Raw genomic sequence first — 12,940 nt, 5'->3', positions numbered from 1 at the left:
ACATCTGCGAAAAATTATTCGATTTTGCAGATTATCTGCGTCCGTCGTTTTCTTTTCAACGAAATTTGCGGAGTTTCCGAGCGGTATCCTTGATATGGTCTCCGGCACCGAATTGAACGCAGCCGCAGGTACGGAGACCCCAATGCGCATCGGTGTTCCCACTGAGATCAAGAGCGACGAGTTTCGTGTCGGGCTGGTGCCCGGCTCCGTGCGGGAGCTGACCGCGCGGGGTCACGAAGTCGTGGTGCAGTCCGGCGCCGGAGGCGGCATTTTCGCGGACGATGCGGTCTATGAGCGGGCGGGTGCCAAGATCCTGCCCACCGCAGAAGCTGTGTTCGACGCGGCGGATATGATCGTCAAGGTGAAGGAGCCGCAGGCGGTCGAATACAAGCGGCTCAAGCCGCATCAGATCCTTTTCACCTACCTCCATCTCGCGCCCGATCCCGAGCAGGCGCGCGGGCTGATGGCCTCAGGCGCCGCTGCGATCGCCTACGAGACAGTGACGGATGCCGCGGGCGGTTTGCCCCTGTTGGCGCCGATGAGCGAGGTCGCGGGACGTCTTTCGATAGAGGCGGCGGCCATCGCACTCCGCCGTCCTGCGGGCGGGCGCGGCGTGCTGATGGGCGGTGTTCCAGGCGTTCGCCCCGCGAAGGTCGTCGTGCTGGGCGGCGGTGTGGTGGGAACGCACGCGGCGCGGATGGCGGCTGGTCTCGGCGCTGACGTCACCATCATCGACAAATCGCTGCCGCGGCTGCGGCAGCTCGACGAGCTGTTCCAGGGGCGCGTCCACACGCTGGCCTCCACCATGCACGCCATCGAGATGGAGGTGATGGAAGCGGATGTGGTGATCGGCGCTGTTCTCGTGGCGGGCGCGAGCGCGCCCAAGCTCGTCACGCGCGACATGCTGAAATCCATGAAGCGGGGCGCGGTGCTGGTGGATGTGTCCATCGACCAGGGCGGCTGCTTCGAAACCTCGCGGCCGACGACGCACGCCCATCCGACGTTCGAGGTCGACGGCATCATTCACTACTGCGTGGCCAACATGCCGGGCGCGGTGCCGGTGACGAGTGCGCAGGCGCTCAACAACGCCACGCTGCCGTTCGTGCTGAAGCTCGCCGACAAGGGCCTCGCGGCGTTCGATCGCGATCCGCATCTCGCGGCCGGGCTCAATGTTCGCGATGGGCGCATCATGCATTCCGCCGTCGCGGCGTCGCTCGGGTTCGACAGGCTGGATGGCGGAAAGGCACGGTCCGCGGCGGCATGATGGCATGATGGCGTGATGTTTCACGCTGCCTTCGCGGTTATGGCGCGCTCGTTCTTCCCTCCCAACGTTCGGCGCCACTTGCCGGTCCGCTTTCCCCCGAGCGGGCCGGCTTCATTTTGGAAGGCTCTTTCCGCGAGAGCGTTTTGCGATCCCGTTGCGTGGGCTTGCAGGCGATGTTCCAGGTTGGAGGAGAGTGCGTTCCTCAGGCGTGTCGGGATCCCGACCTGCGTCGGGATGACGTCTAAAGAAGGCACACGGCGCAGGCAAAAAACAACGTCACCCCGGCGAAGGCCGGGATCCAGACACGTTGGCAGTCACGTTCGCAGGCAATGGCCTGGATTGGGCACATCGTCGTCAACGTGAAACTTCCTGTTGGGCGGGGTGACGGAATAGCCCAGATCTTCTCATTTTCGAGCGAGGAACCGGTCTCCACTTCGTCGCAAGACGCTCTAGCCGCCGCGCAGCTTCGTTGCCATCACCGAGATGGTGCGCTGGTAGACCTCGGCGCGGTTCCAATCCTTGATGACGTTGTAGTTCGCTGTGCCCGGATGCCAGGGCTGGCCCGCCTGCCAGCCGTGGCCTTTGAGGAAATTGGCGGTGGAAGCCAAGATGTCCGGGATGCTGTGGATCAGGTCCTTCTTGCCGTCGCCGTCGTAGTCCACCGCGTATTTTACGTAAGGCGTGGGGAGAAACTGCGTCTGCCCGATCTCGCCCGCCCAGCCGCCGCGCATTTCAGCGGGGCTCATGTGTGCGTCGTCGATGATGCGAAGCGCATCGACGAGCTGGCCGGTGAAGAACGCCGAGCGGCGGCAGTCGTAGGAGAGTGTCGCGAGTGAGTGGATGATCGAGAACTTGCCGCTGGTATCTGCGCCATAGTTCGTTTCTAGCCCCCAGATTGCGATGACGACTTCCGCGGGCACGCCGAACTGCCGCTCCATGCGGTCCAGCGTCCCGCGATGGGCTTTCATGCGGGCGCGACCGCGGTTGATCAGCGCGGAGCCGACGCGGCGGGCATAGAACTGCTCGAACGAGAGCTTGAAGGATTTCTGGTTGCGGTCGAGCCGGATGACGCGCGGGTCGTAGGTGACGCCCGCGAGGCCCGAGGAAATGGCGGATTGGGAGACGCCTTGGGCGGCCGCTCGTTTTTTGAACGCGGCGAGCCAGGGGCCGAAGCCGCCGGCTGCCTCTCCGCAGGTTGCGGCGTGCGTGGCAGGCGAGAAAGCCATCAGAGCGGCCAGGGCGAGCGGGATGGCACTCGCCAGACGGAGGGCATTCGGCTTCATTAATTTTTCCTTGTTCTCAATGGCTTCGCTCGTCATCTCATATCTGTCAGGTTGGCCATAAAAAATCCAGCCGGGACGTGTCGGATCGGGGGCGCGCCGCTCGTCTTCAAGCGGAGGGCGGCTCGATCCGCCCGGACGACCGGAGGCTCAGGGCCAAGGAAGGAGACGCGGAATGTCGACGTCGGGCGAAATCAAGTTGCCGAAACTCGGAAGTGTCACGCCGCATATCGTGTGTGCGGGCGCGGCGGATGCCATCGCGTTCTACAAGAAGGCGTTTGGCGCGGAGGAGATGATGCGTCTTGCGATGCCGGACGGGAGGTTGATGCACGCCTGCATTCGCATCGGCAACTCTTACGTCATGCTCGTGGACGAAATGCCGGAGTGGCAATCACTCGGCCCCAATGCGCTCAAGGGCACGCCGGTCTCGATCCATCTGATGGTGGATGACGTGGATGCAATGTTCGCGCAGGCGGTGGCCGCGGGCGCAGAGGTGATGATGCCTGTCGCCGATATGTTCTGGGGCGACCGCTACGGCCAGGTGAAAGATCCATTCGGACACCGCTGGTCGATCGCAACGCACGTGCGCGACATGACCCTGGACGAAGTCAAAGAGGAGATGATGAAGATCAATCCGGACTGCGGCCCGGAGAGCGATGCGAAGGCGGGCGGCAAAGAAAAAGCCAAGGCCAAGGGCGGCGCCAAAGGCAAGGCGAAGGTGAGCTAGCGCGTTTTTGACTGCGAGCTACGCCCCGAAGGGAAAGGGAGCGAGCCGTGTTGGCTCGCTCCCTTTAGCTTTACGGGTGCGCGATGGCGTCAGTTCCGCCCTGTGAAGTTGAACTCGGCGCCGGAGCGGATGCCGGTGGGCCAGCGGGCGGTGACGGTCTTGATGCGCGTGTAGAAGCGCACGCCTTCGGGACCATAGACCGCGTGATCGCCGAACAGCGAGCGCTTCCAGCCGCCGAAGGAATGATAGGCGACGGGCACGGGGATCGGCACGTTGATGCCCACCATGCCGACCTCGATCTTGTCGGCGAACGTGCGCGCGGTGTCGCCGTCGCGGGTGAAGATGGCGGTGCCGTTGCCATACTCGTGGCTGTTCACGAGATCGGCCGCCTCGTCATAGCTCTCGGCGCGCACGACGGAGAGAACCGGTCCGAAGATCTCGGTCTTGTAGATCGTCATGTCGCGCGTCACGTGGTCGAACAGCGTGCCGCCGATGAAGAAGCCGTTCTCGTAGCCTTGAAGCACGAGGCCGCGCCCGTCGACGACGAGCTCGGCGCCTTCTTTCACGCCGAGGCCGATGAGATCGGTGATGCGGCGCTTGGCTTCTCCGGTGACGACGGGACCCATCTCGGAGTCGGGATCCGTTGCGGGAGCGACCTTGAGCGCGCGCACGCGCGGGGCGAGCGCTTCGACCAGGCGGTCTGCGGTCTTCTTGCCGACGGGAACGGCGACGGAGATCGCCATGCAGCGCTCGCCGGCCGAGCCGTAGCCCGCACCCATCAAGGCATCCACGGCCTTATCCATGTCGGCGTCGGGCATGACGATCATGTGGTTCTTGGCGCCGCCGAGCGCCTGCACGCGCTTACCGGCCGCGGCGCCGCGCGTGTAGACGTATTCCGCGATCGGCGTCGAGCCGACGAAGCTCACGGCCTTGACGTCGGGATGATCGAGCAGCGCGTCGACGGCGGTCTTGTCGCCGTGCACGACGTTGAATACGCCCGCGGGGAAGCCTGCCTCCTGGAACAACTCCCAGATCAGCATCGGGGCGGAGGGATCGCGCTCGGAGGGTTTCAGCACGAAGGTGTTGCCGCACGCGACGGCGACCGGGAACATCCACATCGGCACCATGGCCGGAAAGTTGAACGGCGTGATGCCCGCGACGACTCCGAGCGGCTGGCGGTCCGACCAGCTATCGATGTCGGGGCCGATGTTGCGGCTGTACTCGCCTTTCAGCAGATGAGGGATACCGCAGGCGAAATCCACGACCTCTATTCCGCGCTGCAACTCTCCCAACGCATCGGCGTGCGTCTTGCCGTGCTCGGCGGAGATGGCGCGCGCGATGGCGTCGGCGTTCTTCTGCAACAGCTCCTTGAAGCGGAACATGGGCGCGACGCGCTTCATGGGCGGCGTGGCGCCCCAGCTCTCCGCGGCAGACTTCGCGGCAGCTACGGCGGCGGCGATCTCCTCCGGCGTCGAGAGCGGGAGGCGCGCGATGGCCTCGCCGGTCGCGGGATTGAAGACATCCGACGCGCGGGGCGAGGTGGAGGCGACTTTTCTGCCGCCGTAAGCGTTCTCGAGCGTTCGCATGATCCGGTCAGTCCGCTTCTTTGAGTACGGCGGTGAAGATGTCGAAGAGCTGGTCGATCTCGCTCTCGGTAATAATGAGCGGGGGCGAGAGCGCGATGATGTCGCCGGTCTGGCGCACGAGCAGGCCGCGCTCGAAGCATTTGACGAAGCGGCTGTAGGCGCGCTGGGCGGGGGCATCCGGAATCGGCGCGAACTCGATGGCACCGATGAGGCCGATGTTGCGGATGTCGATGACGTGCGGCAGGCCCTTCAGGGCGTGCACGCGCTCCTGCCAATAGGGCGCGAGCTGCGCGGCGCGGGTGAGAAGACCTTCCTCCTGATAGGTGTCCAGCGTGCCGATGGCTGCGGCTGCGGCCATGGGATGGCCCGAGTAGGTGTAGCCGTGGAAGAGGTCGATCGCGTTCTCGGGGCCGGTGGTGAAGGCCTCGTAGATGTGGCTCTTCAAGAAGACGACGCCCATCGGGATGGTGCCGTTGGTGACACCCTTGGCACCGGTGATCATGTCGGGGGAGACGTCGAAGTAGTCGGCGCCGAAGGGGGTGCCGAGGCGGCCGAACCCGGTGATGACCTCGTCGAAGATCAAAAGGATGTCGTGCTTGCGGCAGATGGCTTCGAGCCGCTTCAGATAGCCCTTGGGCGGGATCAGGACGCCCGTGGAGCAGGCGACCGGCTCGACGATGACGGCAGCGATGGTAGAGGCGTCATGCAGCGCGACCAGGCGCTCGAGATCGTCGGCCAGATCGGCGCCGTGCTCGGGCTCGCCTTTGGAGAATGCGTTCTTGGCGAGATCGTGTGTGTGACGGATATGATCGACGCCCGCGACCAGCGTTCCGAACATCTTTCTGTTGGGCGAGATGCCCCCGACGGAGGTGCCGCCGAAGTTTACGCCATGATAGCCGCGCTCACGTCCAATGAGGCGTACCTTCGAGGCGTTGCCTTTGGCGCGGTGGTAGGCGAGTGCGATCTTGAGGGCGGTCTCGACCGACTCGGAGCCTGAGTTGGTGAAGAAGACGTGGTCGAAGCCCTTGGGCGCGATGTTGACGAGGCGGGAGGCCGCCTCGAATGCCTTGGGATGGCCCATCTGGAAGGTGCCGGCGAAGTCCAGCTCCGCGGCCTGCTTCTGGATCGCTTCCACGATGCGCGGGCGGCAGTGCCCCGCATTCACGCACCAGAGTCCGGAGGTGCCGTCCAGGATCTTGCGGCCATCCTGCGTAAAGTAGTGCGTGTCCTTGGCGGAGGCGAGCAGGCGGGGGGCCTTCTTGAACTGCCGGTTCGCGGAGAACGGCATGAAGAAGGCTTCGAGGTCGTTTGTCTTGAGCTGGACGTTCATGGGCGCCTCTTCTGACGTTCGTGACGTATTGATGATCCGATCAAGCGAGCCCAATCGGCGGTGCGGCTAGGCGGCTGGACTCCGGCCTTCGCCGGAGTGACGGGTTGTTTGTGGCGACCCGACTGCCCGATATCGACGTCATCCCGGCGCAGGCCGGGACACGTTGAGCATCGTTACTGCGAACTTTCATGTCTTCGACAAGGGCCTTCGGTCTCTCCGGTTGCGACGTGCTTACTGAAGCTTGCTGACGGCCTCGGTGAGGCTCGCCTCGAAGACGTCCATGCCTTCCTTCACCAGGGCGTCGCTCGCGGTCAAGGGCGGCAGGAAGCGGATGACGTTTCCATAAGTGCCGCACGAGAGCAGGATCAAGCCACGCTCGTTGCCGGATTTCAGCACTTGCGCGGTGAGCTCGGGGGCGGGTTCGCCGCTCTTCACGTCCTTCACGAATTCGACGGCGCACATGGCGCCGACGCCGCGCACGTCGCCGATGCAGTTGAGGTTCGAGCGGGCGGCAAGCGCGCGGCAGCGGCCGAGGATGATTTCGCCGATGGCGCTGGCGCGGTCGCACAGCTGCTCGTCGTTGATGATGTCGAGAACCGTGTGAGCGGCGGCGCAGGCGACGGGATTGCCCGCGTAGGTGCCGCCGAGGCCGCCCGGGTTTGCGGCATCCATGATGTCCGCGCGTCCGGTGATGGCGGAGAGCGGAAGGCCGCCCGCGAGGCCCTTGGCGAGCGTCACCACGTCGGCCTTCACGTTCGTGTGGTCGAGAGCGAACATCTTGCCGGTACGCGCAAAGCCCGTCTGGATCTCGTCGGCGATGAGGACGATGCCGTGCTCGTTGCAGATGGCGCGAAGCTCGGAGAGGAATTCCGCGGGCGCGATGTTGAAGCCGCCCTCGCCCTGCACCGGCTCGATGATGATGCCGGCGATGGAGGAGGGATCGGCCTGATACTTGAAGAGCGCCTTCAGCGCCTTGACGCTGTCGGCCACCGAGGTGCCGTGATAGAGGTTCGGGAAGGCGACGTTGTAGATGTCGGCCGGAAAAGGCCCGAAGCCCTTCTTGTAAGGCACGGCCTTGCCGGTGAGCGCCATGCCCATGTGCGTGCGGCCGTGGAAGCCGCCCGAGAACGAGACGATACCGGGGCGGCCGGTGAAGGCGCGCGCGACCTTTACGGCATTCTCCACGGCTTCGGCGCCGGTGGAGGCGAGCATGGTCTTCGCGGGGCCAGAGACGGGCGCGATGGCGTTGAGCCGCTCGGCGAGCGAGACGTAGTTCTCGTGCGGCGTCACCTGGAAACAGACGTGGCTGAACGACTTCATCTGCTCGGCGATGGCGGCGAGGATGCGCGGGTGCTGATGGCCGGTGTTGACCACGGCGATGCCGGCGCCGAAATCGATGTAGCGCTTGCCGTCCTCGCTCCAGATCTCGGCGTTCTCGGCGCGCTTGGCATAGATCTGCGTCGCGTGGCCGATGCCGCGGGGAACGGCTGCATTCCGGCGTGCGTGAAGCTCGGCAGAGGTCGCCATCGGTCTCACCTTCCTTGTGTCGGCGGAGCGGATGCCTCGTCGACAGCCGCTCCGTAGTGATCAATAATTTGATCTATATCCGGAACCGTACTCTACGCAGTCCGCAGCTTCAAGTGCCGCAGTTCTGGCCTTAAGTCGCGCTTGTGTGTTCGTTTGATCAAAAAATTGATCAAAATTTGTCGTTCGGAGCCGTGCGCCGTGCTAGCGTTTCTTCAGTTCTCGCAAGGCAGGGTTACACGCATATGGCGCGACGCAAGAGATCCAGGGACGGAGCCGAGACGCGGACGACGATCGACGTCGGGGCGCGGCTCAAGGCGCAGCGCATCAAGAGCGGGCTCACGCAGCGGGATCTTGCCGCGAAGGCGGGCGTGACTAACGGCATGATCAGCATGATCGAGCAGAACAAGCATAGCCCCTCGGTGGCCACGCTGAACCGGCTGACGGACGCGCTGGGCTTGAGCTTCGCGGAGTTCTTCTCGATCTCGTTGCCGGAGGCGCCTCAGGTTTTCTACATGAAGGACGAGCTGGTGGCGCTGACGGAGGGCAAGGTGCGCTTCTTCGTCGTCGCGGGAGAGAGGCCGGAGAAGGCGCTCCAGATTCTGCACGAGGTCTACGAGCCGGGCGGCGACACCGGCAGCACGATGCTGACGCACCGGGGCGAGGAGGGCGGCCTCGTAATCCAGGGGCAGATCGAGGTGACCGTCGGTGACCAGCGTCGCGTGCTGGGGCCTGGGGATGCCTATTATTTCGAGAGCATGATTCCGCATCGGTTCCGCAATGTCGGCAAGCAGGCGGCGGTGATCGTGAGCTCGTGCACGCCGCCGTTCATGTGAGGCAGCAGGCAGCGGGCAGCAGGCAACAGTGAGAGTAGGGAGTAGGGAGTAGGGAGTAGGGAGTAGGGAGTAGGGAGTAGGGAGTAGGGAGTAGGGAGTAGGGGCTCTCGTTCGGGTCGCGGGGCTGGCGCTTATGAGGCATGGCTTCACGGGACGGGATGACCTCGACGTTATCGGGAGCGGCTTGCCCCTTGACTTCGTCATCCCGGCGAAGGCCGGGATCCAGACACCTTACAATTCTGCTTTGCCGCGGCGGCCGGCATCACACACTCCACTGCCCATTGCCTACGACAACAGCACCACGGGGCTCGAGCCGGCCCAGCTTACCCACACCTGCTCTTTCCAATCGAAGCTGTCCTGGTCCCACCGCGAGCGGTTGGGGCGCGAGACACGGATCAGGTTTCCTTTGCCGGTATCGATGTGGAAGATCGAGGTGTCGCCGAGATAGGAGATCTCGCGGATGACGCCTTTGGCGATGTTGTGGCCTGCCGGGCATTCGGCGGGGGTGGGCGGTGTGCCGCTGTCCTTGTGTAGCGTGATCTTCTCCGGCCGGATTGCGACCCAGACCGGCGTGTTCACCTTGCCTGGAACGGCGTGCGGCAGATGAACGGCGTGGGGCGCGAGCTCGGGGCAATCGACCACGGCCTCGTCCGGCTCGTCCCTGACGAGAGTGCCCTCGAACATGTTCACGGACCCGATGAAATCCGCGACGAAGCGGGAAGCGGGGAACTCGTAGAGATCGGAGGGCGTGCCGAGCTGGGCGATGGAGCCCTTGTTCATGACAGCGATGCGGGACGCGATGGCGAGCGCCTCGTCCTGGTCGTGGGTGACCATGATGAAGGTGATGCCCACCTTCTGCTGAAGTTGAGACAACTCGAAGCGCATGGCCTCGCGCAGTTTGGCGTCGAGGGCGGAGAGCGGCTCGTCGAGGAGCAGCACTTTCGGGCGCTTCACGAGGGCGCGGGCGAGGGCCACGCGCTGGCGCTGGCCGCCGGAAAGCTGATCCGGCATACGGGCCGCCAGATGGCCGAGCTGCACGAGGTCGAGCGCCTCCTGCACGCGCGTCTTGCGCTCGGGCTCAGGGACGCGGTCGATCTTGAGCCCGTAGGCCACGTTGTCGGCCACCGACATGTGCGGGAACACGGCGTAGGACTGGAACACCATATTCACCGGCCGCTTGTTGGCGGGAATGGTGCGCATGTCCTGGCCGTCGATGAGGATCTCGCCCTCTGTCGGGACCTCGAGGCCTGCCAGCATGCGCAAAAGCGTCGTCTTTCCGCATCCGGATGGGCCGAGCAGGGCGAAGAACTCTCCCGGCTCGATGTCGAGGCTCACATTGTCGACCGCGACCATGGAGCCGAATTTCTTGACGATGTTGCGGAAGCTGATGATGGGCTTCACGGCGGATTTGGGTGGAGCTGGAGATGCGTCGTTCACGGGATCAATCCTTGCATCGCGGGCGGCAGCCCGGTTTTCCATCTGTCACGATCTGCGTTGAGACGATTTCTGCATGAGGGCTCCCAGCACCATGAGCACCACCGTGAGGAGGATGAGCATGGTGGAGGCGGCGTTGACCTCGGGCGTCACCGAGAAGCGGACCATCGAGTAGACCTTCACCGGGAACGTCACGGTGTTCGGCCCCGATGTGAAGAAGGTGATGACGAAGTCGTCGAGCGAAAGGGTGAAGGAGAGTAGTGCGCCCGCGATGAGGGCAGGGCGGATATGCGGGATCAGGATGTCGCGGAAGGCTTGCCATTCGCTGGCGCCAAGGTCTTTCGCGGCTTCCTCCTGCTCCTTGTTGAAGTTGGCGAGGCGGGCGCGCACCACCATGGCCACGAAGGGGAAGCAGAACGAGACGTGGGCAATGATGATGGCGCCCAGATTGAAGGGCCAGACGAGATTGTTCGGCCAGGGCACGACGCTCGAGAAGAACACCAGCATCGCGACGCCCATGCAGATCTCGGGCACCACGATGGGGAGCGCCATGGCGCCCTCAACGGCGGCCTTTCCAGGGAAACGGAAGCGCCAGAGGAGAACGGCGGCGAGCGTGCCCAGAACGAGGGAGAGCAGGGTTGCGACGAAGGCGATGGTGAGCGAGTTCGCGAACGCGATCATCAGGTCGTCGTTGCGGAAGAGCTGGCCGTAATATTTGAGGGTGAAGCCTTTCCAGACGATGTTGCGCTTGCTGTCGTTGAAGGAGAAGGCCACGAGCGCCATCAGCGGCGCGTAGAGAAAGATGAAGACGCCCGTGAGCCACAGGCGCATGGACCAGCGGCGATTGTATTCGAGGGGGGCGGGCCGGTCCTTTGCGGTTCTCATGGCTCCCCCTCAAATGCCGTGCGCATCGGCCGCCTTGCCGCGCGAGAGATAAGCGCGCAACGCGATGGCGATGAAGGTTGCGTACATCAGCAGGAACGAGAGCGCCGCGCCGAAGGGCCAATCGTTTGCTTTCTTGAACTGGCGCTCGATGACGTTGGCGATCATCTGGCTATCCGGTCCGCCGAGCAGGTCGGGCGTCAAATAGGCGCCGAGGGCCGGCACGAATGTGATGATGACGCCGGAGATGATGCCCGGGAGCGCGAGCGGAACGACGATGGAAAAGAGCGTGCGGAGGTGTCCGGCTCCGAGATCGAGACTCGCCTCCATCAGCGAGCGGTCGAGACGATCGAGGGCGGCGTAGAGCGGCAGCACCATGAAGGGGAGGTGCACGTAGACGAGGCCGAAGACCACTGCGAAGTTGTTGTAGAGGAGCTGCAGGGGCTCGTAGGGCGCCAAGGGCTCGAGGCCGACCAGGGTCTTCAGCCAGCTCGCGCTTTCCCAAATCCACGCGAGGCCGTAGTTCACATAGCCCTCCGTTCTCAGAACGGCGATGAGGGCATAGGTGCGGATGAGCAGGTTGGTCCAGAACGGCAGCATCACCAGCAGCAGGAGCCACGGGCGCCATCGCTCGCTGGCGAACACGATGGCGAGCGCGACCGGGAAGCCGATGATGAGGCAGAGAAGGGTGGTAACGCCCGCGACGAAGACGGATTTGGCGAAGATCTGCAGATAGAGCGGCTCGAAGGCGCGCGCGTAGTTGGCGAAGGTGCCGCTGATCGAGACGCCTGTGAGCCCGAGGTTCTCGCCGAAGCTGTAGGCCCAGATCACGCCGAGCGGAATGAGGAAAAACACTGCCACCCAAAGCAAGGGCGGCAGTGCCGTGGCCCAGAAGGCTAGCCTCGATTCCGTAGATTCACGAGCTGCCATGAGACCCCATTCCTCGCGCTGTCGCTGCTACATCACGGTGGTCATTCTCCGGTCTCAGTCGGCGCGGAGGCGCGTCATGCTCTCGTCGAGCAGGCGCGTGATCTCGGTGCCGGCGTATTGGGGATACTCACACTTGGCCACCAGATCGGCAGGCGGGAAGATGACGGGATTGTTCTTGTAGTCGTCCGGCATCAGCGCGGTTGCTGCGGCATTCGGAGACGGGAACTTGATGGTCTCGTAGATCTCCTTGCCGGTGTTGGCATCGAGAAGGAAATTTATGAATGCGTGCGCGTTCTCAGGATGCGGGGCGCCCTTCGGGATCGCCAGCGTATCCGACTGCTTCAGCGCGCCTTCCTTCGGCACGATGAAGCTGATGTCGTCGTCCTCGGTCATGATCTGGGCGATGTCGCCGTTGTACTCCATCACCACGTCGACCTCGCCCGAGAGCAGGAGGTCCTGGCCGTTGTCCTCGTGGAAGGATTTGATGAACGGCTTCTGCTTCTTCAGGATCTTCTCGGCTTCGAGGATCAGCTCGGGCGTCGGCTTGTTGGCTGAGTGGCCGAGATACTTGAAGACATGCCGGTAAAGCTCGCTCGCATCCGACATGACGGAGATGCGGCCCTTGTACTGGTCGGACTCGAACAGCACCTTCCAGCTATCGGGTGTCTCCTTCACCTTGCTCTTGCGGAAGGCGATGCCGATGACGAGCCAGGTGTAGGGCAGGCTGTACTTGCGGCCCGGATCGTAAGGCGCGTCGTTGATGAACTCCGGCGCCACGTTCTTGATGTTGGGGATCTTGGCGTGGTCGAGCGGCTCGAGCAGGTTGGCCTGCACCATGCGCTCCACGAACTCGCTGCCGGGAACGATCACGTCGTAGCCGGGGTTGCCCGCTCTCAGTTTGGCGAACAGCTCGTCGTTGGTGGCGAACAGGCTCATGTTGACGTCGATGCCCGAGGCCGTCTTGAAGTCGTCGAGCGTCGTTTCGCCGATGTAGGTATCCCAGTTGTAGAAGTTGAGCTTCTTTTCCTCTGCGGCGAAGCCTTTGCGGGAAAAGCTGAAGCCGACGGCCGCTGCGCCGAGGCCGGCCAGAAACGAACGGCGGCTGGCCGAGCCATTCAGTCTAGAGAAAATCTCGTTCGCCATGGGT

The 12,940-nt window shown here is 63.8% G+C and carries 11 protein-coding genes; 3 read left to right on the top strand and 8 right to left on the bottom strand.

All coding sequences use genetic code 11. The features are described 5' to 3' along the window. The first annotated feature begins 142 nt into the window (after nt 1-142). Nucleotides 143-1,264 carry an alanine dehydrogenase gene (ald, locus tag F812_RS0120850; RefSeq protein ID WP_020087928.1) on the top strand — a complete coding sequence of 374 codons (1,122 nt, stop codon included), beginning with the start codon at nt 143-145 and terminating at the stop codon, nt 1,262-1,264. A 449-nt stretch (nt 1,265-1,713) separates the two neighbouring features. Here the strand turns inward: ald and F812_RS0120845 are convergent, their stop codons facing one another. Continuing rightward, nucleotides 1,714-2,547: a lytic murein transglycosylase gene (locus F812_RS0120845; RefSeq protein ID WP_020087927.1), complete on the bottom strand. Its 834-nt coding sequence runs from the start codon at nt 2,545-2,547 to the stop codon at nt 1,714-1,716. A 172-nt stretch (nt 2,548-2,719) separates the two neighbouring features. Between F812_RS0120845 and F812_RS0120840 the strand changes: the two genes are divergently transcribed. Then, on the top strand, nt 2,720-3,271 hold the full coding sequence (locus tag F812_RS0120840) for a VOC family protein (RefSeq protein ID WP_020087926.1): 552 nt from the start codon (nt 2,720-2,722) through the stop codon (nt 3,269-3,271). Between the two features lie 89 nt (nt 3,272-3,360). Here F812_RS0120840 and F812_RS0120835 read toward each other — a convergent pair whose 3' ends face one another. The 3 genes from F812_RS0120835 to gabT all read right to left on the bottom strand — a co-directional run bounded on the left by F812_RS0120835 (nt 3,361) and on the right by gabT (nt 7,714). Then, on the bottom strand, nt 3,361-4,857 hold the full coding sequence (locus tag F812_RS0120835) for a CoA-acylating methylmalonate-semialdehyde dehydrogenase (protein ID WP_020087925.1): 1,497 nt from the start codon (nt 4,855-4,857) through the stop codon (nt 3,361-3,363). Nucleotides 4,858-4,864: 7 nt separating this feature from the next. Further along, a complete protein-coding gene (gene aptA, locus F812_RS0120830; protein ID WP_020087924.1) occupies nt 4,865-6,187 on the bottom strand; it encodes an omega-aminotransferase AptA in 1,323 nt (440 codons plus the stop codon). Nucleotides 6,188-6,418: 231 nt separating this feature from the next. Next, a complete protein-coding gene (gene gabT / locus F812_RS0120825; RefSeq protein ID WP_020087923.1) occupies nt 6,419-7,714 on the bottom strand; it encodes a 4-aminobutyrate--2-oxoglutarate transaminase in 1,296 nt (431 codons plus the stop codon). 242 nt (nt 7,715-7,956) lie between these two features. Between gabT and F812_RS0120820 the strand changes: the two genes are divergently transcribed. Then, a complete protein-coding gene (locus F812_RS0120820; RefSeq protein ID WP_020087922.1) occupies nt 7,957-8,547 on the top strand; it encodes a cupin domain-containing protein in 591 nt (196 codons plus the stop codon). A gap of 285 nt (nt 8,548-8,832) precedes the next feature. Here F812_RS0120820 and F812_RS0120815 read toward each other — a convergent pair whose 3' ends face one another. From F812_RS0120815 to F812_RS0120800, 4 genes are read right to left on the bottom strand one after another with little or no spacing between them, the layout of a single operon-like run. Further along, entirely contained in the window at nt 8,833-10,026 is a 1,194-nt protein-coding gene (locus tag F812_RS0120815; RefSeq protein WP_020087921.1) for an ABC transporter ATP-binding protein, read from the bottom strand. Nucleotides 10,027-10,029: 3 nt separating this feature from the next. Next, complete coding sequence (locus tag F812_RS0120810) at nt 10,030-10,866, bottom strand: ABC transporter permease (RefSeq protein WP_020087920.1); 837 nt, start codon at nt 10,864-10,866, stop codon at nt 10,030-10,032. A gap of 9 nt (nt 10,867-10,875) precedes the next feature. After that, on the bottom strand, nt 10,876-11,793 hold the full coding sequence (locus F812_RS0120805) for an ABC transporter permease (RefSeq protein ID WP_026868332.1): 918 nt from the start codon (nt 11,791-11,793) through the stop codon (nt 10,876-10,878). A 54-nt stretch (nt 11,794-11,847) separates the two neighbouring features. Further along, the gene (locus tag F812_RS0120800) at nt 11,848-12,936 is read right to left on the bottom strand and encodes an ABC transporter substrate-binding protein (RefSeq protein ID WP_020087918.1); all 1,089 of its coding nucleotides are present in this window, start codon (nt 12,934-12,936) and stop codon (nt 11,848-11,850) included. Nucleotides 12,937-12,940: the final 4 nt, after the last annotated feature.

It is taken from the genome of Hyphomicrobium zavarzinii ATCC 27496, assembly GCF_000383415.1.
GTDB classification, from domain to species: Bacteria; Pseudomonadota; Alphaproteobacteria; order Rhizobiales; family Hyphomicrobiaceae; genus Hyphomicrobium_C; species Hyphomicrobium_C zavarzinii.
Note: the sequence above shows the minus strand (reverse complement) of the source record. Positions and strands in the feature narration are given on the sequence as shown.